General features: G+C 50.0%; 19 protein-coding genes and 4 tRNA genes. 15 read left to right on the plus strand and 8 right to left on the minus strand.

What is annotated here, in order from left to right:
• Nucleotides 1-6: 6 nt before the first annotated feature.
• Nucleotides 7-720 (minus strand): histidine utilization repressor, encoded by a 714-nt coding sequence (hutC, locus tag J0X00_RS18250; protein ID WP_282477405.1) that lies wholly within the window; start codon nucleotides 718-720, stop codon nucleotides 7-9.
• Between the two features lie 102 nt (nucleotides 721-822).
• A complete protein-coding gene (locus J0X00_RS18255; protein ID WP_282477406.1) occupies nucleotides 823-1,791 on the minus strand; it encodes a DUF3187 family protein in 969 nt (322 codons plus the stop codon).
• 163 nt (nucleotides 1,792-1,954) lie between these two features.
• Here J0X00_RS18255 and yqfB point away from each other — a divergent pair, with 163 nt between their 5' ends.
• Nucleotides 1,955-2,269, plus strand: a complete 315-nt coding sequence (gene yqfB, locus J0X00_RS18260; RefSeq protein WP_282477407.1) for a N(4)-acetylcytidine aminohydrolase — start codon at nucleotides 1,955-1,957, stop codon at nucleotides 2,267-2,269.
• A 138-nt stretch (nucleotides 2,270-2,407) separates the two neighbouring features.
• Here the strand turns inward: yqfB and J0X00_RS18265 are convergent, their stop codons facing one another.
• Nucleotides 2,408-2,728, minus strand: coding sequence for an HI1450 family dsDNA-mimic protein (locus J0X00_RS18265; protein WP_136484054.1), 321 nt, complete (start codon nucleotides 2,726-2,728; stop codon nucleotides 2,408-2,410).
• Between the two features lie 2 nt (nucleotides 2,729-2,730).
• On the minus strand, nucleotides 2,731-3,297 hold the full coding sequence (gene yeiP, locus J0X00_RS18270) for an elongation factor P-like protein YeiP (protein WP_136484053.1): 567 nt from the start codon (nucleotides 3,295-3,297) through the stop codon (nucleotides 2,731-2,733).
• A 214-nt stretch (nucleotides 3,298-3,511) separates the two neighbouring features.
• Between yeiP and J0X00_RS18275 the strand changes: the two genes are divergently transcribed.
• Nucleotides 3,512-4,279, plus strand: a complete 768-nt coding sequence (locus J0X00_RS18275; RefSeq protein ID WP_136484052.1) for a nucleotidyltransferase domain-containing protein — start codon at nucleotides 3,512-3,514, stop codon at nucleotides 4,277-4,279.
• 149 nt (nucleotides 4,280-4,428) lie between these two features.
• Nucleotides 4,429-6,510: an EAL domain-containing protein gene (locus J0X00_RS18280; protein ID WP_282477408.1), complete on the plus strand. Its 2,082-nt coding sequence runs from the start codon at nucleotides 4,429-4,431 to the stop codon at nucleotides 6,508-6,510.
• Here the strand turns inward: J0X00_RS18280 and J0X00_RS18285 are convergent.
• Nucleotides 6,492-8,855, minus strand: coding sequence for a DNA polymerase II (locus tag J0X00_RS18285; protein ID WP_282477409.1), 2,364 nt, complete (start codon nucleotides 8,853-8,855; stop codon nucleotides 6,492-6,494). The genes J0X00_RS18280 and J0X00_RS18285 overlap by 19 nt on opposite strands.
• A gap of 581 nt (nucleotides 8,856-9,436) precedes the next feature.
• Between J0X00_RS18285 and uvrY the strand changes: the two genes are divergently transcribed.
• From uvrY to J0X00_RS18320, 7 genes are all read left to right on the plus strand, one after another.
• On the plus strand, nucleotides 9,437-10,081 hold the full coding sequence (gene uvrY / locus J0X00_RS18290) for a UvrY/SirA/GacA family response regulator transcription factor (RefSeq protein ID WP_024374216.1): 645 nt from the start codon (nucleotides 9,437-9,439) through the stop codon (nucleotides 10,079-10,081).
• Entirely contained in the window at nucleotides 10,081-11,910 is a 1,830-nt protein-coding gene (uvrC, locus tag J0X00_RS18295; protein ID WP_282477410.1) for an excinuclease ABC subunit UvrC, read from the plus strand. Before uvrY ends, uvrC begins: the two co-directional genes overlap by 1 nt.
• Nucleotides 11,911-11,956: 46 nt before the next feature.
• On the plus strand, nucleotides 11,957-12,514 hold the full coding sequence (pgsA, locus tag J0X00_RS18300) for a CDP-diacylglycerol--glycerol-3-phosphate 3-phosphatidyltransferase (protein ID WP_282477411.1): 558 nt from the start codon (nucleotides 11,957-11,959) through the stop codon (nucleotides 12,512-12,514).
• A 273-nt stretch (nucleotides 12,515-12,787) separates the two neighbouring features.
• Nucleotides 12,788-12,861, plus strand: a tRNA-Cys gene (locus tag J0X00_RS18305).
• 3 nt (nucleotides 12,862-12,864) lie between these two features.
• A tRNA-Gly gene (locus J0X00_RS18310) sits at nucleotides 12,865-12,940 on the plus strand.
• 68 nt (nucleotides 12,941-13,008) lie between these two features.
• Nucleotides 13,009-13,095 (plus strand) — tRNA-Leu (locus J0X00_RS18315).
• A gap of 22 nt (nucleotides 13,096-13,117) precedes the next feature.
• Nucleotides 13,118-13,193 (plus strand) — tRNA-Gly (locus J0X00_RS18320).
• 61 nt (nucleotides 13,194-13,254) lie between these two features.
• On the opposite strand, the gene J0X00_RS18325 is transcribed toward J0X00_RS18320, so the two are convergent.
• Both J0X00_RS18325 and J0X00_RS18330 read right to left on the minus strand, forming a co-directional pair.
• Nucleotides 13,255-14,247, minus strand: coding sequence for a PQQ-dependent sugar dehydrogenase (locus J0X00_RS18325; RefSeq protein ID WP_282478319.1), 993 nt, complete (start codon nucleotides 14,245-14,247; stop codon nucleotides 13,255-13,257).
• A gap of 284 nt (nucleotides 14,248-14,531) precedes the next feature.
• The gene (locus J0X00_RS18330; protein ID WP_136484046.1) at nucleotides 14,532-15,032 is read right to left on the minus strand and encodes a GNAT family N-acetyltransferase; all 501 of its coding nucleotides are present in this window, start codon (nucleotides 15,030-15,032) and stop codon (nucleotides 14,532-14,534) included.
• A 376-nt stretch (nucleotides 15,033-15,408) separates the two neighbouring features.
• Between J0X00_RS18330 and pheS the strand changes: the two genes are divergently transcribed.
• From pheS to ihfA, 3 genes are all read left to right on the plus strand, one after another.
• On the plus strand, nucleotides 15,409-16,392 hold the full coding sequence (pheS, locus tag J0X00_RS18335) for a phenylalanine--tRNA ligase subunit alpha (RefSeq protein WP_136484045.1): 984 nt from the start codon (nucleotides 15,409-15,411) through the stop codon (nucleotides 16,390-16,392).
• A gap of 18 nt (nucleotides 16,393-16,410) precedes the next feature.
• Complete coding sequence (pheT, locus tag J0X00_RS18340; RefSeq protein ID WP_282477412.1) at nucleotides 16,411-18,798, plus strand: phenylalanine--tRNA ligase subunit beta; 2,388 nt, start codon at nucleotides 16,411-16,413, stop codon at nucleotides 18,796-18,798.
• A gap of 451 nt (nucleotides 18,799-19,249) precedes the next feature.
• On the plus strand, nucleotides 19,250-19,546 hold the full coding sequence (ihfA, locus tag J0X00_RS18345; protein ID WP_136484043.1) for an integration host factor subunit alpha: 297 nt from the start codon (nucleotides 19,250-19,252) through the stop codon (nucleotides 19,544-19,546).
• 75 nt (nucleotides 19,547-19,621) lie between these two features.
• Here ihfA and J0X00_RS18350 read toward each other — a convergent pair whose 3' ends face one another.
• On the minus strand, nucleotides 19,622-20,398 hold the full coding sequence (locus J0X00_RS18350; RefSeq protein WP_136484042.1) for a phosphoribosylglycinamide formyltransferase: 777 nt from the start codon (nucleotides 20,396-20,398) through the stop codon (nucleotides 19,622-19,624).
• 319 nt (nucleotides 20,399-20,717) lie between these two features.
• On the opposite strand from J0X00_RS18350, the gene J0X00_RS18355 reads away from it, so the two are divergent.
• Nucleotides 20,718-21,365: a thiopurine S-methyltransferase gene (locus J0X00_RS18355; protein ID WP_282477413.1), complete on the plus strand. Its 648-nt coding sequence runs from the start codon at nucleotides 20,718-20,720 to the stop codon at nucleotides 21,363-21,365.
• A gap of 192 nt (nucleotides 21,366-21,557) precedes the next feature.
• Nucleotides 21,558-22,871: a PAS domain-containing methyl-accepting chemotaxis protein gene (locus tag J0X00_RS18360; RefSeq protein WP_282477414.1), complete on the plus strand. Its 1,314-nt coding sequence runs from the start codon at nucleotides 21,558-21,560 to the stop codon at nucleotides 22,869-22,871.
• Nucleotides 22,872-23,020: the final 149 nt, after the last annotated feature.

Consider the following 23,020-nt stretch of genomic DNA (forward strand, 5'->3'; position numbering starts at 1 on the left):
CGGCAATCAGGATAAAACGATCTTTGACGTCAGTTTGTATTTGGAACCCGGGTGATAGAGCAGAGCGGAACTGACCAGGCGATCGCCGCTCCAGGTGCGCCGGTTTAACAGCAGACAGGGCTCGCTGGCGCTGAGGGCGAGAGTGGTTTTGATGTGATTATCCGGCACGATCGCTTCGACCGTATGCTCAATTGCGCTTAACGGGCAATTCTCAGACAGGTATTGATTGGGTGTGATGCGGGTAAAATCTTGTTCGAGGTAGTGCGGCGCGTAGCGGGCATTCACCCAGCGTACCTCCAGTTGCAGCGGGGTCTCATTGGCAAAATGGAGGATCTCGCTGTAAAACACCGCTGTGCCGACCATGACGCCCAGTTTTATCGCCACGTTGTCATCGGCAATAAGCTCGTGTTGGCTGATGACTTTGTTGTGGTAACGCTGGCCGCGGCTGACCACTTCCTCGGCAATATTACGAATATCCAGCAACGGGGATTCAGCTTTCTCTTCCGGTGCGCAGACAAATGTCCCCAGACGCGGGCGGCGCTGCAGAATACCATCGGCAACCAGATCACGGATCGCCTTGTTGACGGTCATCCGGCTGACACTGAACTGCTCGGTCAGCTCCAGCTCGGTAGTGATACGATGACCGACCGGCCAACGGCCGGACTCAATGTTGTCCAGAATAAACTGTTTAATCTGCAGATAGAGGGGCGAAGAGGACATACACAATAACCTTAATTTGAATATACAAATAATCTATAACTGAGCATAAAAATGCAATTCATCGTTTGTCTTTTCATCTTAAGGTGTTAGCTGGATCCGGTTTTAGCCGGGGTTAAACTGGTGACGGTAGGCCAGGCTAAACGCGATATCGGTACTATTGTCCATATTGAATACATTTTCGATCATAGAGAATTCAATCGCGCTGTTTGGCAGCAGGTAACGATAACCAAGCACAAATTCGGTTGACGGTTTGGACATCTCACTAAAGCCATCTGACACGCCTTCATAAACATGAGCCTCGCCAATCAGATGATGGCGGGCGGCCAGCTCATACTGGTAACTCAGGCCAAATGTGGCGGTATTGTCACGGTATTCAAGATGGCGGAACACAGATTCACTGTGATGAAAAGAAACACCGAGCAGAACGTTGAGCAGATGGCGTTGGTATTGGTAGGCGTAATTGAGCTGCAGTGCCTGTTCGAAGCGACTGTTACTGAGTAAGCCGTGGTCGAGGTCGTTGTAATAGAGTGAGCCTCCCAATGACAAGCCCTGGTACTGATCCTGATACAGCTGATATTGCAGGTACGCCGTCAGGGCACTGCTTAATGTTTTGCCCTCGAAGTTATCGTAATGGACATCATGATCCGGTACGTCGAGATAAAACCGATCCCTATCGACGTCCTCTCGCCCTGCCTGATCGAGGCCAAAGATGCGATGGAATCCCATCGTGACTTCATCAAGATGGTTGTTGAATGCTACGTTCCAGCGATAATTCATGCCTAGTTGCCAGCGTGGTGACATCTGCCATTTCATACCAAGAAACAGTTGATTCTGATAGTAGTCGGCTTCGTAATCATCGGTCACAGCCCAGACACTGGCCATGGTGCCGCTGGTGGCAAATTCCATCGAGCCTTGCGGAAGGGAGAAACCGGAACGTATCTGCGGGGTCAGAGAGTTGGTCTGCAGCGGCGATTGAGCGTAGAGTTGTAACGGGCCATATTGGCTATTGGCATACGACAGACAGGGGCAGAGCAGCAAAGCGATTAAGCCGTTTCGGGTCTTGTTTATCATGATGTATCCTAGAGTAACCTAATCAACGTAAATGAGGTTGATATTTAACCAATCTAAATTGGTGTCGTCCAATGGACATTTTGTATGGCTTGACCAGCAGATACCTTGATTGGATATAGTAAAATATCAGTCAGTTAATTGTATTAAATAAGGAATATGCAGTATGGCAGCGCCAACAACGATGACATTTTTTGCCCGTTTTGAAGCCGATATTCTGGCGGGCAAGAAAGTGATCACCATTCGTGATGAAAGCGAGAGCGACTATCAGCCGGGTACAGTGGTTGAAGTGTCAACGCTGGAAGAGGGGCGCTATTTTTGCCATTTACGGATTGAAAAAGTAGAACCGGTACAATTTTCGCAACTGACCGAATTTCATGCCGAGCAGGAGAATATGACGTTAGATCAGCTCAAGAAGGTGATAGTCGATATCTATCCCGGTATCGAAGAGCTGTATGTGATTCACTATCAGCTGGTGTAGCAGAGCGCTGTCAGCCCTGAATACAAGAACGCCAACCCTGAGGTTGGCGTTCGACTTATCACTGCGTATTTACTTTTTGTGATGAGCTTATTCAGTTCAGAATGAACTCAAAAACCGCATCAACGCAAAAAACGAAAATTAATCACGTTTCCACAGCATGTGACAAGATTTCTGATCCGGGTCGCGGCTGATCAGCATTCGGGCGAATACGTCATCCAGTACGTCATTTTCTTCGTCTACCAGACCAATGCGTACTTCTGCGAACACTTCCTTATCGACTTCGAAACCGACTTCTGCGTCCCAGTCATCACCCACTTCGACGATTTCTGCTGCACCGCGGTCTTCAAATTGCGCGGTAAACAGAATGACATCGGCAGGTTCGAGGTTATCAGGTGCCATTTCGAGGAAAATGTCGTAAGCGGCGTCGATAGCATCGTCGTAAGAAATTAAATCAGACATAATTAAGCTCGGCTCATAAATTTGCGTTCTGTGGTGTTCACAATAACACGTTCGCCAGTCGCAATATACTCCGGAACCTGAACAACCAGGCCAGTTGCAAAACGCGCTGGTTTAGTACGTGCAGAAGCAGAGGCGCCTTTGATTGACGGATCGGTTTCTTCGATGACCATCTCAACAGAAGAAGGCATTTCGATGGCGACAGCAGTACCGTCTACCAGTACCACTTGCATGCCCTGAATGTCTTCAGTGATGAACAGCAGTTCATCTTCGATATCGGCTTGTTTGAACACGAACTGTGAGTAGTCTTCGTTATCCATGAAGATGTACTCGTCACCGTCTACGTAAGAGAACGAAATATTGCGTTTGTTCATCTCAACGGTATCCAGGAAATCGTCTGACTTGTAGCGCTCGTCAACACGTGCACCGGTTGTCAGATCAGTACAACGCAGTTTGTAGATTTTAGAGCCGCCGCGACCGCCAGGAGTGGTCACTTCGATGTCTTTGATCAGTAGCGTTTTGCCGTTAGAAACAATCGCAAAACCTTTTTTCAGTTCACTTGCCTTTGGCATGGATTTTTATCCTTCGTTCTAGAGTTGGCGGCATTATAACTAAAGGGCGGGGCAAAAAGGAATATCTCTGCACACAGTGACCTCAAGATAGTGTATTTGTGGATGATTATTCGGCAGCGTAAACAGCAAGGTATTGATTCGCGGCGGGTCATCAGCGAACATTATATCAATGAGTACAGCAATAAGTTAATTCAGCGCGGAGTTTCTGTTTGTCATGACATTGTCGGTCATCGATCCTAACCAGCCTTTTCAACCTGCTTATCAGCCGGCCATTGACGACTTAGTGCGTTTCTTGCGGGCCGGGCTGGGGGAGGTGCTGCACAGTATTTATATCTACGGCAGCGTGGCACGTAAAACCGCCCAGCCCGGACACTCTAATCTGGATGTGGTGCTGGTCACTCATCGTGACTTTGACGATAAGAAAGCTACCCTGCTCAATACGATTCGCTGGCGTTTTCAGAAAAGTTTCCCGTTTGTGACCGATGTGGCGATCAAAACCGCTGTGGTGAGCGATGTGGCGACGCTGGAGAGTATTTTTTCCTGGGGGCCGATGCTGCGCCACTGTTGTGTGTGCGTGTATGGCGATAACCTGGGCGACTGTTTTGGTGATTACGAACCGAGCTGGGAAATCGCCAAACACTGGAATATGGATGTGGGTGACTGGCTGGTTTACTACCGGGACAAAATCGCTAAAGCGGCCACGGCCAAAGAGCAAATCAGGGCCCAGCAGACCATTGCTAAAAAGCTGCTGCGCGCCAGTTATTCGCTGATTATGTACCGCGACAAAAACTGGTATGACGATCCGAAGGAATGTGGACAGCATTTTGTCCGTTACCATCCGGAAAAGCAGCTCGAGGTAGAGCGGCTGAATATTCTGCTTTCCACCAGAGTCATTCCCAAGCGCTCGGTAATTGGTTTACTGGACAGTTTTGGCGTTTGGTTAGTGAAGCAATATGAAAAAACCGAGTTTCGTATCGGCTGAAGACTCAGATTCGGCTCAAATCGAGGTATTTCTCCCATATCCGAAAGATTTATTTACCACGTATCGTGCGGATTATCATGATATGTGACTGATATGTTAAGCTCTGGCTCTCTGAGTAAATCGAGTTCTCTGGGTAAATGGAGTTATAGATGCCTGAGTTGTCAAAACCTCTCGCTTCTGGTCGGGAGCGGTTACTGGATAAAGGCGCACGGTTTATCGTTAGTTCCATGCAGGCGGTACGTGAAAGCATGGTCTGGCTGATTCCTTGTCTCATTTTGTCATCGTTTGCCCTGCTGCTGGCCAGCATGGGTGAATGGCTGCTGGATGAACGCCCGGGTTGGGTCGATGTGATGTACAACACCAATCAGGTTATCGGCGAGTTTTTTCCTTATCTGATGACAGCGACCTTATCTTACGTGTTGGCAATGCACTGGCGTCTGCCAAGGCCTCCGGTAGCGCTGATCAACATTTTTTATCTGGTGCTGGCAGCGGCAATGTCACATTCTGATGTGGCACTGATGACCTTTCATATCGTGCTCTCGATCGTTATCCCGCTGTTCTCGGTTCCTCTGCTGGCAAAACTGCTCGCTTTTGAGCGCTTCAATATCACCTCATCTAACAGTGCCGGATCCATCGTTAAAGAGTCACTGAATATGGTGATTCCGGCCATCATGGTGGCCGCGGTGGTGATGTTGGTGACTCGTGGTTTGTTTCTCCTCTTATCCCATCTACCGTTTGAAAGCTTGTTTAGCCCCGATTATGCCAATGAACCGTGGTTGTTTGGTCTGACGTTTTCCGCTCTGAATTCACTCCTGTGGTTTGTCGGTGTCCATGGTTATTATGCGCTGTTACCTATGGTTGATTTGCTTCAGGAAGCCAGCAGTCTGAGCTATTCGACGGTCCTTGCCGGTGGTGCTGTACCCTATGTCATGAACCTGTCTTTTATGGGCACGTTTGTGTTTATCGGCGGCAGTGGTGCGACCTTATCTCTGGTATTGGCTTTGCTGCTGTTTGCGCGTCAACGCACCCTGCGTTTGATTGCTCTGGCCAGCATTCCGATTGCGTTTATCAACGTCAATGAGATTCTGCTGTTTGGCCTGCCCATCATTTATAACCCGCGTCTGCTGCTGCCTTTTGTGCTGACTCCGATGTTGAATGTGGTGACCGGACTGCTCGCGGTACAGTGGGGCTGGGTCAGTGCCCCGAGTGTTTCGGTGCCTTTTCATACTCCGGTGCTGTTTAATGCCTGGGTATCGACAGAAGGGGACTGGCACGCGGTGTTGCTGCAACTGTTCAATGTGTTGCTGGGTTGTGCCATCTATTTCCCGGCAGTGAAGCGTATGAATAAGTTCTATTCCGGCAGCGAAATCAAAATTTCTGCACTGAATACCTCTTACCTGCGTCGTGAAGAAGAAGCGCAGTGGCTGCAGGATGACCCGATTCTGCTCGCGCAGCAAAAACAACGTGAACAGCATACGGTCGAGCAACATCTGCGCGGTATCAGCAGTAAAGAATTCTGTCTGCAATATCAGCCTCAGGTGGATCTGAGTACTGGCCGGGTGACTGGCTGCGAAGCGCTGATTCGAACCATGGATGAAAAGGGTGCTTTGCAATATCCGGGCAGTTTTATACCGTGGCTGGAACAGGCTGGCATGATGAAAGAGATGGATTTATGGGTATTTCGCCGGGTTGCACAGGACTTGAGTCACTGGCGCTCTCTTGGAGTTGATTTACCGGTGAGCGTCAACATTTGCCCGCAGACACTACTCGACCGCGATAGCCTGGATATTATCGCGGCACTGATTAAACCGCTACGTGGTCTGGTTCATATCGAAATTACCGAAGAATCGTTGCTGGTGGACGAGCAGTACATTATGTCGGCCTTCAAACGCTTACGTGAGCTGGGAGTTGAAATCCACATCGATGATTTTGGTACCGGCTACTCATCACTCAGCTATCTTAACCGCTTTGATATCGATTGTATTAAGATCGATCGTTCGTTTGTGCTGGCGCTGGACAATCCGAAAGGCAGAAAGGTATTCGCCAGCCTGCAGTCTCTGGCTGAGTCGTTGGATCTGAGTGTGATTGTGGAAGGCGTCGAAACAGAGCAGCAGCTGAGCTGCATTGAAACCCGCTCCGAGGTTTCCGTTCAGGGCTGGTATTACGCCAAAGCACTCCATAGTGACGATTTACTTGAGTATGTGCGCCAGGCTCAGAATAAGCCTAACTGAGGCGCACTGAGCTGGTCGAATTGCCGGCCAATAAACGGCAGTATGGCATCGGCAACCGGCTTGAGCTGTTTGTCGATGTAATGCTGATAGTCCATTGCGCTGTGTTGATACTCTCTCGGCTCCGGTCCGTTGATGGTAATGCAGTATTCAATCAGCCCGCGGTTCTGATATTGCAACGGACGTCCGAGACGTTGATTGATTTCATCCGCCATACGGGCAGCACGCACCTGCGGCGGCACGTTTTTCTGATACTCATGCAGCTTACGGCGCAGACGTTTCTGATACACCAGTTCGTTATCGTGTTCACCGGCCAGCGTCTCCTCGACAATCCGGCGAATATAATCATCAGGCTGCTCGCCATGGAAAATCATCCGGTACAGCTCGGATTGGAATTGTTGCGCCAGCGGAGTCCAGTCGGAGCGGGCGCTTTCCAGACCCTTGAACACCATTCTTTCGTTGTCACCCTCGCCAATCAGCCCGGCGTAACGCTTTTTCGAGCCGGTTTCCGACCCCCGGATGGTCGGCATCAGAAATTTGCGGTAATGGGTTTCGTATTCCAGTTCGAGAATCGAATTGAGAGCGTATTCTTGTTTGAGGTGTTTGCGCCACCATTGGTTGATGTGTTGTACCAGTGACTGACCAATCTGGTCGGCATCCTGCTGCGAGTGTTCACTGCCGAGCGAGACAAAGGTCGAGTCGGTGTCACCGTAAATGACCTGATAACCGCGCGCTTCGATGAGCTGCTTGGTCTGCTTCATGATCTCGTGCCCGCGCATGGTAATGCTGGAAGCGAGGCGGGTATCGAAAAAGCGGCAGCCGGAGGAACCCAGCACGCCATAAAACGAGTTCATGATGATCTTTATCGCTTGCGAGAAGGCTTTCTCATTATTCTTTTTCGCTACGTCACGTGCGGCCCACAAGTTCTCGATCATCTGTGGCAGAAAATGCCGGCTGCGATGAAACTGGCCGCCGCGAAAACCGGGCACAGCCTGGTCAGGTGCGTTGCCAATCTGAAGCTGCAGCCCTTCAATCAATCCCATCGGGTCAATCAGAAATGAGCGGATAATGGACGGATACAGGCTTTTAAAATCCAGCACCAGCACTGAATCGTACAAGCCAGGGATTGAATCCATTACATAGCCGCCGGGACTGGCCAGCCAGTTTTCCGAATGCAGGTTGGGAGCGATATAACCCGCGCGATGCAACTGCGGCAGATACAGATTGGTGAAGGCGGCGACCGATCCGCCGACGCGATCGAGCTCGACACCTGTCAGACGGGATCGCTCAATGGCAAACTCAAGCAAATGGGTGTGCGCAAAGATACGATTTACCAACACGCAGTCCTGCAGGTTATATTTGGCCAGGGACGGTTTGTCTTCACGATACATGCGATTAATTTCGTCCATGCGGTCATGCACGTTATGAATCGCTTTCCCTGCGCCAAGCAGTTCTTGGGAAACCGACTCCAGTGACCAGGAGCGGAAATGGTAGGTCGCGGTTTTGAGGGTATCGATGCCGTCGAGTACGACGCGGCCGGGAATGGTGATGAAGCCTTGCTGCGTCTGACTGGCCGTACGAAAAAAAATTGGCTGGCGGGAACGGCCGATCATCAGTTTTAGCTTGTGCCACTCCGCGCGTTTGTGCAGCAGACGAAAGTCAAAATCAATCACGTTCCAGCCGACGATGACATCCGGGTCAAAATGTTCGAACCACTCTACCATCGCGGTCAGCAGGGCGTATTCGTCCTCAACCCACTGAATCTGAGTCTCAGCCGTTTGCGGCTTGCCAACCATGATAACCCGGCTGTCCATTTCTGAGTCGAGTCCGATAGAATAGAGAATGCCTTTTTCTGAACACTCAATATCCAGTGAGACAACCTTGAGATTGGGAATGTAATCGCCCGGTCGACACTTGACCTGCCGTGCACTGGAGTAGGAGCCCATCGATTGAGCCGGGCCGGAAAATTCGACACTACCACGGATAAAACGCTCCATCAGATAGCGATCGGCAAGGCGGATATCCGCTTCCAGAGTCAGCAACTCCGCTTGCGTCAGATGCGAGACAAGCGCATTGGAATGCTGGATGGAATCACTGTAACAAGCGGCTAATGGCTGTTGCTCGAATGATTTGAGCGGCAGTGGGCGAAACTGGGCTTGCAGACGATGTTGACGGGCGATGTCCTGCGCAGCATCGATGTCCTGCTGGAGGATAAAAAACACCGGCCGTTCGCCACGGATTAGCAGTTGAGTCGGGCCTTGATCAGTCGCCAGCCACAGTTCGATCTGGGTTTGACCTCTGACGTCCCGGGCTTGTCTGGTTAATAAAAAGCCTTGTTGAATACTCACGTTCTTGATCCGCTATTTATGTTGACTGACTGGTTATTATGCCGTCTGGCGATAATTGACTTCAGCATTGCCAGTCTGCGACTTTGTCCGCAAGCGGACCAAGAAAATTGCATATAATAATACGGGTGGTTACTGCGCGTAGGGCAGTGCCGGGACGTCATCAGGCATGCTCTTGGGTCGCTGGAGGTGTCGTTGACTGAGCACTATAACAAATTTTCGTGTAAAGCGGACGCAATCCTGCTTTTAACCACCAGATCCGGGCCTGATTGCTGATACCTTAAGCAAGATGAGCTGTTTTTGTTCATTGAACCGATTCAGCCACTTGTGCAAGCTCTGTTCAAAGGGGTAGACGGCAAGCGTGCTGCGCGGTACTCTGAGGTTGAAAGTTTTCTTAAGTTATTGATTTAATAAATAATGCATAATCAATGACATTAAGGATTAATAAGTGCTTGCTAAAGTTTGCGTTTCAGCACATATTCAGGGTAAGCAAAAAGTTTAATTTAAGTTAGACTAGGGCAGCCATGCTGCTATCCACTACCTCGGTGGGTGCAGAGCCATTAGTTAAGTGTGGAGATACAAGTTTGATAAGTGTTTTCCTTGTAGATGATCACGAGCTGGTTCGCACAGGGATACGACGTATTATTGAAGACGTCCGTGGAATGAACGTAGCAGGGGAAGCTGATAGCGGTGAAGAAGCCGTCAAATGGTGTCGTAATCACCATGCTGACGTTGTATTGATGGATATGAATATGCCTGGAATCGGTGGCCTGGAAGCGACCAAAAAGATTCTGCGTTTCAATCCTGACGTGAAAATCATCGTGTTAACCGTTCATACAGAAAACCCGTTTCCGACCAAAGTTATGCAGGCCGGAGCGGCAGGCTATTTGACCAAGGGTGCCGCCCCGGATGAAATGGTGAATGCCATTCGCGTGGTGCACAGTGGTCAGCGTTATATTTCTCCGGAAATAGCGCAGCAGATGGCTTTGAGCCAGTTTTCGCCAGCCTCTGAAAATCCATTTGCAGATTTGTCCGAACGTGAGCTTCAGATCATGCTGATGATCACCAAAGGGCAGAAAGTGACCGATATTTCGGAGCAACTCAACCTGAGTCCTAAAACGGTCAATAGCTACCGTTATCGTCTGTTTGCCAAACTCGACATCAGCGGTGATGTTGAACTGACGCACCTGGCGATCCGTCACGGAATGCTGGATACCGAGAAGTTGTAGTGTCTGCGTTTGATTCTGTTTCGTTTCTAAAGACTGTCACTAATCAGCCTGGCGTGTACCGTATGTACAACGCCGAGGCTGAAGTGATTTATGTCGGTAAAGCCAAAGATCTGAAAAAGCGCCTCTCGAGTTATTTTCGTAAGAAAATTGACAGTGAGAAGACCAAGGCGCTGGTCAGTCATATTGAGAAAATCGACGTCACGGTGACCCATACCGAGACCGAAGCTCTGATCCTGGAACACAATTATATTAAGCAGTATTTGCCAAAATATAATGTGTTGTTGCGGGATGATAAATCCTACCCCTATATCTTTATCAGCGGCCATAAACATCCGCGTTTGTCGATGCATCGTGGCGCGAAAAAGCGCAAAGGGGAGTATTTCGGGCCTTATCCGGACTCCGGGGCAGTGCGTGAAACGCTGCATCTGCTGCAGAAGATTTTTCCGGTACGACAGTGTGAAGATACGGTTTATAGCAACCGTACCCGACCGTGCCTGATGTACCAGATCGGGCGTTGCGCCGGGCCTTGTGTCAGCACCATTATCTCCGATGAAGAGTACGCCGAACTGGTCAACTATGTTCGTCTTTTCCTGCAGGGTAAAGATAAACAGGTGCTGGAAATCCTGATCGCCAAAATGGAAAAGGCGAGTCAGGAACTGCGTTTTGAGCAGGCAGCCAAGTATCGCGATCAGATTCATGCTATCCGCCGGGTACAAGAGCAGCAGTTCGTCTCGGAAGACAGCATGGATGACATGGATGTACTCGGTTTTGCTCAGGAGAATGGCATCGCCTGTATTCACATCCTGATGATTCGTCAGGGTAAGGTACTGGGCAGTCGCAGCCATTTCCCCAAGATCCCAAACAAAACCACCCAGCAGGAAGTGTTCGAAAGCTTTCTCAGTCAGTATTACCTCAGCCATAATGAGGCGCGCACTGTCCCGAGCCGTATTATCCTCAATCAGGAACTGCTGCCAGACACCAGCGCGCTGCGGGCGGCTCTGAGCCAGCTGGCGGGGCGTAAAGTCACCTTTCATGCTAACTCGACCGGCATCCGTCGTCGTTATCTGAATCTATCGAACACCAATGCGCTGACGGCACTGACCAGTAAGATCAATCATAAGATGACCATCAGCCAACGCTTCAAAGCGTTGCAGGAAGAGTTGGGGATGACCAGTATCGCCCGTATGGAATGTTTCGATATCTCCCATACCATGGGTGAAAGCACCATTGCGTCTTGTGTAGTCTTCAACCAGGAAGGGCCGGTGAAGCAGGAATACCGTCGTTACAACATTACCGGCATTACCGGCGGTGATGATTATGCGGCGATGGGGCAGGTACTGGAGCGACGTTACAGCAAACAGCTGGATGTCGATAAGATCCCGGATATTATCTTTATTGATGGTGGTAAAGGGCAGCTCAACCGGGCGCATGATATTCTACAGCAATGTTGGCAGGACTGGCCCAAGCGGCCACGTTTGATCGGTATTGCTAAAGGCGTGACCCGCAAACCGGGACTGGAAACTCTGATTACTACTGATGGAGAAGAGTCCCATCTGCCGAGTGATGCACCTGCACTGCATTTGATTCAGCACATTCGTGATGAAAGTCATAACCACGCGATCGCCGGACACCGCGCAAAGCGGGGCAAAACCCGTCGTACCAGTACGTTGGAAGGTATCGAGGGTATCGGCCCGAAACGTCGCCAGGCGTTGCTGAAATACATGGGTGGTTTGCAGGAGCTGAAACGGGCAACTGTGGAAGAAATCGCCAAAGTGCCCGGCATCAGTCATTCTTTAGCAGAAAACATTTATCAAGCATTGAAACAATGACAAAAATACCGCACCATTAACGCGCAGTTGATAAGAGCCTAAAAATATGCGTTTGAACATACCCAACATTTTGTCTTTAATACGACTTTTCCTGATCCCGGTATTTGTCGTGTTTTTTTACCTGCCTTACAGCTGGGCACCGTTTGCTGCGGCAATGGTGTTCTGGGTTGCAGGCTTCACCGACTGGCTGGATGGAATGTTGGCGCGTAAGTTGGGCCAAACTTCCCGTTTTGGCGCTTTTATTGACCCGGTCGCCGACAAAGTACTGGTCGCCACCGCGCTGATTTTGATCACTGAGTACTACCACAATATCTGGATTACCATTCCTGCTGTCACCATGATTGCGCGTGAGATTATTATTTCGGCACTACGTGAGTGGATGGCAGAAATCGGCAAACGCGCGAGTGTTGCCGTGTCGTGGATTGGTAAAGTGAAGACACTGACTCAGATGTTTGCTTTGTGGGTACTGATTTGGCATTACGATGACTGGATGGTCTGGTTGGGATACGCCGCAATTTATATCGCAACCATTCTAACTTACTGGTCGATGGTGCAGTATCTCGCTGCCGCGAAAGACGATTTACTCAGCGCAGAACATCATTAGAAAAACGGGCTTCGGCCCGTTTTTTGTTTCGGCATTATTTCTTTGACGTTTTAGCAGTGCTGACAGCGTGAAATCGGCGGAGAGAAGTCGGTTATGTTGAGGAAATTACGCTATTTTTTGTCGTCAAAATGAGCAATTTAACGCTTTCTGAATGTAAAATAGACAAACGATTTAAAATCAAAAAAATTGTGTTGACTCAAGGCATCGAATCCGTAGAATGCAATCCCGTACTCAGGAGCAACGTTGTAAAGCGTTAGCGAATAAGTACACGAAGGCGCGTTGGCAGAGTGGCCATGCAGCGGATTGCAAATCCGTGGACCTCGGTTCGACTCCGGGACGCGCCTCCATTTGCGACACTAGCTCAGTTGGTAGAGCGCAACCTTGCCAAGGTTGAGGTCACGAGTTCGAACCTCGTGTGTCGCTCCATATTTTATTTTAGTATGGCTGATACAGCGATACTTTTAGATGGCGTTACCATCGCAACAATTTTGCGTGCCCTGGTGGTGAAATTGGTAGACACAAGGGATTTAAAATCCCTCGACTTTCGAGTCGTGCCGGTTCAAGTCCGGCCCGGGGCACCATCTCTCTGCTTATGCAGAACATGCGACACTAGCTCAGTTGGTAGAGCGCAACCTTGCCAAGGTTGAGGTCACGAGTTCGAACCTCGTGTGTCGCTCCATTCTAAACAAAAAAGCCTGACTCATTAGTCAGGCTTTTTTGTGTCCGGGGTTTAATCATCGCTAAGGCTTGAGCCGATACAGATTACCGTTGTCGGTGGAGAAATAGATCCAATCGTCTGGTGAACGGCTGATATCACGGATTCGCTCGCCGAGTGAATCGACCAGGCGCTCTTCTTTTACCCCTATCTGATTGCTATCGAGCGTAATCACGTTGATGTGAGTCAGCTTGAGTGCACCGGTCAGCAGTTTGCCATTCAAATCCGGGTAGCGCTGGCCGCGATAGAGCAGTAAACCACTCGGGGCGATAGAGGGGATGTAAACCTGACGCGGCGATTCAATCCCTGGCGCTTCTTCACTGTCACCGACATCGAGCGGACCCCAGTATTCTTTGCCGTGTGATGTTCTCGGCCAGCCATAGTTGGCACCCTTGTGAATCAGATTAATTTCGTCGCCGCCTCTCGGCCCGTGTTCAATTTCCCACAGGCTTTGAGTCTGCTGATCATAAAACAGCCCCTGCGGGTTGCGGTGGCCATAACTCCAGATCTGTGCCTGGGCATTAGCCTGGCCGGCGAACGGGTTATCATCCGGTGTACTGCCATCGAGATTGAGGCGCAGAATACTGCCGGAGTGGACACTGAGATCCTGGCCATTCGGACGCTTGCCTCGATCGCCCACGGAAAAGTACAGATGCTGGTCATCAAAAGTGATGCGACTGCCGTAATGGCGTGAAGTGTCAGAGCCAGAGGTCGTAACCAATAAATCGTGCCACTCTTTAACTTGTTTTCCGTCCCATGTCGCAACCGCTAACGTGGTATCGGAACCTGAATCACGCTGTTTGCTGTAGGTAAAATAGAAGGTTTTCGGATCGCGCGGTGACAGGGCCACATCCAGCAGACCGCCCTGGCCGTTGGCATACACAGACTCAACACTGAGCAGCGACGTTTTACTCTGCGAGCGCAGATCAACCAAAACCAGATCGCCGTTGCGTTCTGTCACCAGCAGCTGCGTATCGGAGACAAAACTCATTCCCCAGGGAACCATTAAACCGCTCATGACTTTTTCGGCCTGATAGGCCCAGGCTGGCGAATTGACCGCTAATACTGCCGCGACACTAAGAGCTGTGCCGCTTAACCAACGTACCATAATCTTTTCCCTGATAGTTTCTGACAGACATGTGTTGTCACTGTAGACAGCTTAGCAGTTCAGATATGCAATTGGTCAGGCGTTAAGAAACGGTTACATTTTGCCTGTCTGGAATCATGCGGTTCAGGGGATGAACCGCACAAATCAGGGGTGGGATTTACATCAGGGGAGAGGTGTGTAAAGAGGAGACGTGTTTACAGTTGCTTTAGCATCCAGACATCACAGCCGTTATGCTCAGTACCGGGCATAGGCGCAGATAAATGTTGAAAGCCAAGGGCTTCATACAAGCGCACAGCACTGGTCATCGTCGACAGTGTATCGAGATAACATTCACGAAAGCCCTGTTGGCGTGCGTAAGTCAGGCATTGCTCCGCGAGTCTTTTGCCAAGTCCATGGCCACGACTTTGCGGCAGCAGAAACAGTTTTCGCAGTTCACACACGCTGTCGCTACCATTGAAAGGAGCAATACCGCCACCGCCGACCACGTCGCCATTCAGTGTCGCGACCCAGTAGCCCCAGCCATTATCCAGCCGGTAATAGTGACTCATTTGCGTGACCTCGGCATCCGACGGGCCGAACCCTTCACCAATAGCGCCGAACTCCGCGCCGACCTTTTGAATAATGTCACCAATTGACGGATCAAATTCGGCTGAGATGGGGAAAATATCTGTTTGCTCGGATTGCTTGGATTGCATAGTGAGTGACCTCATATTATTCGGTTTTTATTCATCGCGGTTAGTGCAGCAACATAGCATAAAACCTGAGCTGACAGGGGTAGATTTAGTTGCCGTAACCAGTCGTGATGGGCTGTTTTTGTCTTGGCGGCGCCCTTTTCCGGCCTGGTTTGGAAACAATTCTTTAACCAGAGGAAAAAAGCTGCCTAACAAATACGCGAAAGTCGCGTCAAAGCGGATTTCAATTTGGCTTTGACAGCAGCTTTCGTTACTATGTACAGCTATTTAAAAACCCCCAAGAAACCCTTATGGTCACCCTTATCGGTACCCCAAAAGGGCACCAAGGTAACCCTTTCGGGCTCCTTAAGGAAACTGCTCCTTAGCAGACGAGGAAACGATGCAACATCTACAAGAGATCATTGCTAACGCGACAGCAGCCATCAATGCTGCGGAGTCGTTAGTCGCACTGGATGAAGTGCGTGTTCAGTATCTGGGTAAAAAAGGTGAGCTGACCGCTCAGCTTCAGAGCCTGGGTAAACTACCACCAGAAGAGCGTCGCGCTGCTGGTCAGGAAATCAACGTCGCCAAAGAAACGGTTCAAAAAGCGATTGCTGCGCGTAAAGACAGCCTGCAACGTGCTGAACTGGAAGCCAAACTGGCTGCGGAAACGATTGATGTGACCCTGCCTGGCCGTCGTATCGAAAACGGTGGTCTGCACCCGGTAACCCGCACTATCGAGCGTATTGAAAGCTTCTTTGGTGAACTTGGCTTTACTGTTGAGTCTGGTCCTGAAATCGAAGACGATTTCCATAACTTCGATGCCCTGAACATTGCTGACGATCACCCGGCGCGTACTGATCACGATACCTTCTTCTTCAATCCGAAGCTGATGCTGCGTACTCACACCTCAGGTGTTCAGATTCGTACTATGGAAGAGAGCCAGCCACCACTGCGCTTTATCGCACCGGGACGCGTTTACCGTAACGACTACGACCAGACACATACCCCAATGTTCCACCAGGTGGAAGGTATGCTGGTGGATGAAAACGTTAACTTCGCGCAACTGAAAGGCATCCTGCATGACTTCCTGTGCAACTTCTTTGAAGAAGATCTGGAAGTGCGTTTCCGTCCGTCTTACTTCCCGTTCACAGAGCCTTCTGCAGAAGTGGACGTGAAAGGTAAGAACGGTAAATGGCTGGAAGTACTGGGCTGCGGTATGGTGCATCCAAATGTACTGCGCAGTGTTGGTATCGACCCTGAAAAATACTCTGGTTTCGCATTCGGTATGGGCGTAGAGCGTCTGACCATGCTGCGTTACGGTGTGAACGACCTGCGTGCGTTCTTCGAAAACGATCTTCGTTTCCTAAAACAGTTCAAGTAATCCAGAGGTTTAATCACTATGAAATTCAGCGAATCTTGGCTTCGTGAGTGGGTAAGCCCTGCGGTTACCACTGACGAGCTTACTCATCAAATTACTATGGCCGGCCTGGAAGTGGATGATGTCCTGCCAGTTGCGGGTTCTTTTAACGGCGTTAAAGTCGGTCACGTTGTGGAATGTGGCCAGCACCCTGATGCGGACAAACTGCGTGTGACCAAAGTGGATGTGGGCGAAGAAGAACTGCTCGACATCGTGTGTGGCGCACCAAACTGTCGTCAGGGTCTGAAAGTGGCTGTGGCAACCGTTGGCGCAGTGCTGCCGGGTGATTTCAAAATCAAAAAAGCGAAGCTACGCGGCCAGCCTTCACACGGCATGCTGTGTTCGTTTTCTGAGCTGGGTATCGACGTTGATTCTGACGGTATCATGGAACTGGCACAAGATGCGGTTATCGGCACTGACTTCCGTGAGTTCCTGGGTCTGAACGATGTGACTGTGGATGTTGACCTGACATCAAACCGTGCTGACTGTTTCAGCATCCGCGGTATGGCGCGTGAAGTGGGCGTGCTTAACCGTACTGACGTGACTGAGCCTTCAGTGGCAGCCGTTGCGCCTTCTATTGATGACACCATTGCGATTGAAGTGAAAGCGCCGGCTGCTTGTCCGCGTTACCTTGGCCGTATCGTTAAAAACGTCAATGTTGCAGCAAAAACGCCGTTGTGGATGCAGGAAAAACTGCGCCGCTGCGGTATCCGCTCTATCGACCCTGTGGTTGACATCACTAACTACGTGATGCTGGAGCAGGGGCAGCCAATGCATGCATTTGACCTGGCACAAATCGACGGTGGCATCGTGGTGCGTCTGGCAGAGCAGGGCGAGAAACTGACGCTTCTGGATGGCAACGAAGCGGAACTTAACGAAGACACACTGGTTATCGCAGACAATTCGAAAGCGCTGGCGCTGGCCGGTATCTTCGGAGGCGAGCACTCAGGTGTGAGTGCAGAAACCAAAGACGTGATGCTGGAGTGTGCGTTCTTCGCACCGGATCATATCCGTGGTCGCGCTCGCAGCTACGGCCTGCACACCGATTCATCCATGCGTTTTGAACGTGGTGTGGACTACGCACTGCAACACGCGGCGATGGAACGTGCGACTCAACTGCTGGTTGACATCTGTGGTGGCGACGTAGCGCCAGTGGTGGCGGCTGAATCGGCGGCGGATCTACCAACACCAAACACTGTGACTCTGCGTCGCAGCAAACTGGATAACCTGTTGGGGCATCACATTGCTGATGCGGACGTGGTTGAAATCCTGCAGCGTCTCGGCCTGAGTGTTGAAAGTCACGCTGAAGGCTGGACGGCAACGGCACCAACCTGGCGTTTTGATATTGCTATCGAGCAGGATCTGGTGGAAGAAGTTGGCCGTATCTACGGTTACGACAACATTCCAAACCAGGCTCCGGCTGCGGCTCTGAACATGAACCTGCACAAAGAAGCGAATCTGCCACTGAAACGTGTGCGTGATCTGCTGGTTGACCGTGGTTACCATGAAGCGATCACTTACAGCTTCGTGGAGCCAGAGCAGCAAAAACTGATCGTGCCGGATGTTGAGCCGCTGGTTTTGCCTAACCCGATTTCAGCCGATATGTCTGCGATGCGTTTGAGCCTGCTGCAAGGTCTGTTGAACACTGTGGTTCACAACCAGAAACGTCAGCAGCCACGTGTCCGTCTGTTCGAACAAGGTCTGCGTTTTATCCCGGATCGAGCGGCAGAAAATGGTATGCGCCAGGAGCCGATGCTGGCAGGTGTTATCTCTGGTACCCGCAGCGAAGAGCACTGGAATATTGATACCGCCACGGTTGATTTCTTTGACCTGAAAGGCGATGTGGAAGCGATTCTGGAACTGACCGCGAATGGCAAAGCGTACAGCTTCACTGCCGCTAAGCATCCGGCACTGCATCCTGGTCAGTCAGCGGCTATCGTGGTTGACGGCAAAGAAGTGGGTATCCTGGGTACTGTTCACCCTGAACTGGAGCGTAAGTTTGGCCTGAATGGTCGCACCATCGTATTCGAAATTGAATGGTCTGCAATCAACAGCAAAGTGATCCCAGAAGCGGTGGCACTGTCTAAGTTCCCGTCTAACCGTCGCGATATCGCTGTGGTTGTTGATGAGAACGTAGCATCCGGTGAAATCGTTAATGCCTGCCTGGCTCAGGGCGGTGAATTCCTCAAAGATGCCAAACTGTTTGACGTTTACGTCGGTAAAGGTGTCGAGGAAGGTAAGAAGAGCCTGGCTATCGCGCTGACGCTGCAATCCGGCGAGCGTACGCTGGAAGATGCGGACATCGCAGGCGCTGTTGACTCGATTGTTGCTCATGTGTCTGAGACATTTGGTGCGGCTCTGCGCGACTAATCTGGTGTAATGAGTGGAAAGAGCAGGCCTTTCGGTCTGCTCTTTTTTTATTCGCGATTTGTCAATTATCGGCTATTTTGCTGCATTTGGTGGAAATAGCGTGAGCAAGCACCTGATTTTACGATCAATTTGAAAAAATTTTTGGCGGAACAAAAAAAATTTCCTACTCTCTAACTAGAGAGAACCTCTGAAGATTTTGGTATACTCATGATAACTGACTAAAATATCAGTGATTTTTTACTCAATTTGATGTCACGTGTTGCTTTTTCACCTGTATATCGCCCTTTTGTAACTGATTGAATTGTAATAGAAGGATAAAAAAGTTGGCGAAAATCATACGGTTGGCATACACTTTCCAGAGAAAGCCGATAGGTTATTGATTGGCTGAGTAAAAGTTGCTTTGGTGTTGCCACTGGGCAGCAAGGTTTAACATAGCTTTGAGGGAAGTTTTATGGCGCTCACAAAAGCCGATTTGGCTGAAAACCTGTTTGAAAAACTTGGGTTTAGTAAACGGGATGCCAAGGAAACGGTGGAGGTGTTTTTTGAAGAGATTCGCAAAGCACTAGAAAGTGGCGAACAGGTAAAGCTCTCCGGGTTTGGTAATTTCGATCTGCGAGACAAGAATGAACGTCCGGGACGAAATCCTAAGACCGGTGAGGATATTCCGATCACCGCTCGACGTGTCGTAACGTTCCGCCCAGGGCAAAAACTAAAAGCCCGAGTCGAGAATATAGAACCGTCCGAATAAGACCGCGCATTAGACCACGCATCGCTGCGTGGTCTTTTCATTTTTCCTGCCGGGTCAAGCAGCGCAGCGTGCTGTTTATGCCGCCTGAATCCGGGTTGTGATATACGGCTGCCATGCGTTCTGGTACAGATCGCGCGAGTGCTGTCGTATGTGATGAATTTTGGCCTGCTCCCAGTCATTAAGACCACGTTTTTCCTGTCCTGCTCTGCGTTCAATCGCCTGAATCTCTTCATACAATTGATGCTCTGGGCCGCTTTTGACATCAGCGATGGCTTTCAGATGCAACTGGACTTCCGCTATTAGTTTGCTGCCGGGTAGTTGAATCAGAACCATGAGGTCACGATAGCCGGAAGGTGCCGGATTTTTAAAACGGTTTTTGACTTTGACTATGGTGGCTTCGCGGCTGAGTACTTCATAAGCTTCGACCAGGCTTGGTACGTCGTCGGCGATTAATGTGGCGCGCGCAAGGTCGGTAATGCGCTGTGCGTTGCCATCAAATTCGAGTTCAACTTTTTTTGCGGCACGCGGGTAAGACTTTACTCCGGCAAAGTAGGCTTGGGTAGAGGTTAGCATAGCGGTGCTTTGACACAGAGTTTCTAATTCGGTTTGCGCCTGTGCTGCATGGCTGTATAGGGTATCTAAATCCTGATAAGGCTGCAGCACGTTACGTTCGCTGGTATGGATGGCGTATAGCCCACTCAGGCTATGTTTAAAAAATCGGGCACTGACCTGATCTCGGGACTCTTCACGTGTCTCTTCCGCTGACACGTCATACGGCAGAGTCGCGGCGAATGCCGGCGCACGGCTCAGTACCAAAAGCATTAAAGCAGTCGTTCGTAGCAGTAGGCTCATTCCCTCTCCTTAACTTACGCTGTTAGGTCAAACGTGGCATTTAAAAGGCCCTAACACGAGATAAACGGCTGCTGCTCTTCTATGAGGTGTGGGTGAGAGCGCTAAAATTCAATTCTACGCTGCGTCGTCTTGTAGACACTGTGGTCAAGATCACACCACAATCCTCGTTAATTCAGACGATTATTAGCATAAACAGTTCCGTGTAAGCATGTAACCAAGTGTGTCTTTCACAAAATGCTGACCGGAATTTGAAAAGCGGCTACCGAATCGTGCCGGAATTGGGTACTCTAGCGGGCTCGGAAATCTTCACGGAGCGGGTATGAAAGATCCAGAATTCTGGCACCAGAAATGGGCCGCAAATAAAATTGGTTTCCATCAGATGGATGTCAATACGCTGCTGACCGACTACTGGCATGCGACACAACCCAAGCGCGAAGATCGCGTATTGGTGCCTTTATGTGGCAAAAGCGAAGATTTGGTGTGGTTAGCTCAAAAACATGATGATGTTCAGGGTGTTGAACTGAGCCCGATCGCGGTACGCGCGTTTTTTGCAGAACACTTCTATACTCCATTGGTGACTCAGGTAAACAGTCAGCACGAACTGTATCAGTTTGATGAACTGTCGGTTTACACCGGAGACTTTTTTACAGCGCCGCTGGAGTCGGTTGACCTGATTTATGACCGAGCGGCTTTGGTGGCGTTGTCCGAAGAGATGCGTACAGACTACGCGCAGCGCTTAAAGCAATTACTGCGTCCCGGTGGGCGTATTTTACTGGTTAGCCTGGATTATGATCAAAACGAAATTAGTGGTCCTCCCTTTAGTGTGCCGCAACACGAGGTTGAAGCTTTGTTTGGTGAGTTTAAAGTCACCCGTTTGCATCGTGATGACAGTGAAGCCCAGCAACCTAAGCGCGGCGAAAAGGCATTGACTCGTTTTGCCGAGGAAGTGTGGCTGATCGAGTCGTAACAGAGCGCGCGATTACCTGATGATTGAATTGTCAAAATAGAGATTGCAAAGGGGGCGCTATACGCTAAAATACGCCTCCTTTTTTCGCTAGGTGGCCTCCTTTTTGCGAGGTGGAAAAAAATAAACAACGCAAAGAACGTTGTGGCTATTCCTTAAACCGCGGTCGCTTGCCGCAAGAACAGAGGTCCTAGTATGTTTCTTTTTGGTAGCCGTAAACAAAATCCCCAATTGTCACCAGAGCAAGTGAGTGAGATGAGCTCGGCTTCGCACATCCTCAATGCTGTTAAACAGAGCGTACCTTATATCGAATTCACTACCGAGGGACGGATCCTGGCGGCGAACGATGCGTTTCTGCAGGCTGTTGGTTATACAGCGCAGGAAATAGAAGGTCAGCATCACCGTATTTTTTGTGATTCTAAACTGGCTGGTAGTCCGGAGTATCAACTTTTTTGGCGTGAACTGGCGCAAGGACAGCCACAACACGGTACGTTCCGACGTATAACCAAAACCGGCAGTGATATTTGGATTGAAGCAACCTATATCCCGGTGCAAGACTACAGTGGCAAGACAGTGAAAGTGGTTAAAGTCGCCAGTGATGTGACGAAAGAAACATTACAGCTCAAGCGTCAGGATGCTATTTTCTATGCGTTGAAAAAGTCGCTGGCGTTTATTGAGTTTACGCCTGATGGCCATATTCTCAACGCGAATAAAAACTTCTGCCGCACCGTCGGTTATAGCCTGGAAGAGATTCAGGGTAAACATCACCGTATGTTCTGCACCGATGAGTTTTTGAAAAAGCAGAGTGATTTCTGGCCGTCGCTGGCGCGCGGTGATTTTAAGTCCGGCCTGTTTGAGCGCCTCAACCGCCAGGGAGACATTATCTGGCTGGAAGCGACCTACAACCCGATTGTTGATCATAATGGTAATGTGGTTCGAGTGGTGAAGTTTGCCAGTGAGATCACGGAGCGGGTGCTGCATATGCAATCCATCCAGCGTGCATCCAGACTGGCGCAGCAAACGTCACTGGATACGCTCGGTATGGCTAACGATGGTGCCAATACCCTGGATGCGGTGACCGAGATCGCAAACAACATTGATCGCTCGGTAGAGAAAGCCTCGACCTTGATGGAACAGCTGACAGAACAGTCGCAACAGATCGCGAAGATTGTTACCACGATTTCTAACATTGCCGATCAAACCAATTTGCTGGCGCTGAATGCTGCGATTGAAGCGGCCAGAGCGGGGGAGTACGGGCGCGGCTTTGCCGTTGTGGCGGATGAAGTGCGTAAGCTAGCCTCAAACACCTCGAATGCGACCGATGAGATTAGCAATATAGTGCAGCGTAACAGTGAGTTGACTAAGATCTCCGGTCAGACGATGGATGACATTCAACGTAAAGTGATTGAGTGTAACCAGCAGTTGCAGGCCACTCAGGCTTTGATCGAACAAATTCGTGGTGGCGCTAATAATGTTGCTGAAACGGTCGGACAGTTGGTTAACGATTAAAGTCGGCGATTGTCCGGCTGGTCGCTTGTCTGGCAGGTAAACAATAGGTATGAATAAGCGCGCTCTTGGGCGCGCCTATTGTTTGTAGCCAACCTGAACGATTCCTTCAGGGCTATTTTTAAAAGCCCTTGGGAATGTCTTTGGTGTTT

Origin of the sequence: Vibrio sp. ABG19 (assembly GCF_029962385.1) — a bacterium.
GTDB classification, from domain to species: Bacteria; Pseudomonadota; Gammaproteobacteria; order Enterobacterales; family Vibrionaceae; genus Vibrio; species Vibrio ostreae.